Source organism: Mesorhizobium sp. M7A.F.Ca.AU.002.02.1.1, from assembly GCF_003998535.1.
GTDB lineage: Bacteria > Pseudomonadota > Alphaproteobacteria > Rhizobiales > Rhizobiaceae > Mesorhizobium > Mesorhizobium ciceri.
In genome coordinates this window covers 1-1,538 of record NZ_RZPB01001097.1, presented here as the reverse complement: position 1 = coordinate 1,538, position 1,538 = coordinate 1, and the positions used below count along the sequence as shown (strand labels likewise).

The 1,538-nt window shown below is 60.0% G+C and carries 3 protein-coding genes; 1 reads left to right on the top strand and 2 read right to left on the bottom strand.

All coding sequences use genetic code 11. The features are described 5' to 3' along the window. Nucleotides 1-124 precede the first annotated feature (124 nt). Nucleotides 125-712, top strand: coding sequence for a DedA family protein (locus tag EN879_RS35375; protein WP_024503560.1), 588 nt, complete (start codon nt 125-127; stop codon nt 710-712). A gap of 3 nt (nt 713-715) precedes the next feature. Here the strand turns inward: EN879_RS35375 and EN879_RS35370 are convergent, their stop codons facing one another. Together EN879_RS35370 and EN879_RS35365 are read right to left on the bottom strand one after the other, a co-directional pair. Next, entirely contained in the window at nt 716-1,303 is a 588-nt protein-coding gene (locus EN879_RS35370) for a hemerythrin domain-containing protein (protein ID WP_063167905.1), read from the bottom strand. Between the two features lie 40 nt (nt 1,304-1,343). Continuing rightward, on the bottom strand, nt 1,344-1,538 hold a 195-nt coding region (locus EN879_RS35365; protein ID WP_164774816.1), incomplete at its 5' end, for a diacylglycerol kinase.

Here is a 1,538-nt window from a genome sequence, read left to right as displayed (position 1 = left end):
CGCTGCATGAAAAGCTGGATGAACTGCGCCACGGCCAGATTCTCGGCATGCGCGACGAGATCGTGCAACTGACCGAGATGATCAAGCGGATCGACGAAAGGCTGTCTTCGCAGCAGTCGGCTTCATGACCGACGCGATCCACCATTTCATCGAACAATACGGGCTGCTCGCGGTCTTTGTCGGTTGCATCGCGGAGGGCGAAAGTGCTGCCATTCTCGGCGGCTTCTTCGCCCACCAGCAGGTCTTCGTGCTGTGGCACGCCGTCCTTGCGGCCGGCCTCGGCGCCTTTGTCGGCGACACTTTCTTCTTCATCCTCGGACGAAGCTTTGCCGACCATCCCTATGTCGTCAGATTGCGCAAGCGGCCCGGCTTTCGCCGCGCCTTTCGCCTGCTCAACACCCATCCCGACATTTTCGTGCTGTCGAACCGCTATATCTACGGCATGCGTCTCGTCGGCGGCATTGCAGCCGGGCTCTCCAATATCACAGCGCCGCGCTTCGTCATCCTCAACGCGCTTTCATCGGCGGTCTGGGCGGTGCTGTTCGGTACGATCGGTTATGTCTTTGGACTTGGCGCAGAGCACTTCATCGGCCAGGCGCTGATGCATCACGAACGGTTGCTGATCGGTCTTGGCATCGGCCTGACCGTGGCCGTTGTGGCATGGCTCGTCGCCCGTCACATCGCCAGGAGGGAACGCGCCAGGGAAGGCTGATCGTCAATCCACGCCGAGCGCCTGATCCCCCCGATCGAGGATAAGCGGGACGATCAGGTCTTCCTCGTCGGCAAGATGTCTTGTCAGCATGGCGATCAGCCGGCTGTTTTCGTCGGCATAGGCGTCGGCTGCAAAGCGCTGTCTGTCCTCGCTCTCCTGAAGCGTCTTAATGAAGGCATTGGCCGCCTCGGCATTGCGCTCCAGCCCTTCATGGATGGTGTGGTGGTCGGCATCGAGAATCTCGAAGCCGCGCTTCAAACGGGGCTCGGCCTTGGCGAAGATCGGGAAATATTGATAATCCTCGACATTGTGGTGACCGTCGAGATGCCCAAGAAAATGATTGAGGCGCGGCGCGAACCAGCGCGCGAAATCAGGCGCCGTCAGCCGTCCCTCACGGAAGTCGTCAATGCCGTTGGCCAGCATGCCGCCAAGTTCGCGGAACATGTCGTGCCGCTGCAGCCACATATTGGCGATGCCGTGGACGTTGGCATGGTCCTGCCAGTTTTCACGCGGGTATTTTTCGACGAGCCAGCGCAGATCGTCTGGCAGGCCCACGCGTTCGAGAAGCAGAAAATTGGCGGCCCCGGCCATGACAGTCTCCTTTGGTGACTGCCATATAGGCATCGAAAGGCTAGATCGGTAGCCCAGTGATCCGCTCGATAATGGCGATGCCCCAGACACCGGCGACGATGAGCACCGAAATCAGCACCGCCAGCGAACCGCAATCCTTGGCCAACTGGATGTCGACATTGAACTCGCGGCTGAAAGCGTCGCATGCCGCCTCGATGCCGGTGTTAAGCACCTCGACCATGATCAAGAGCAGCAC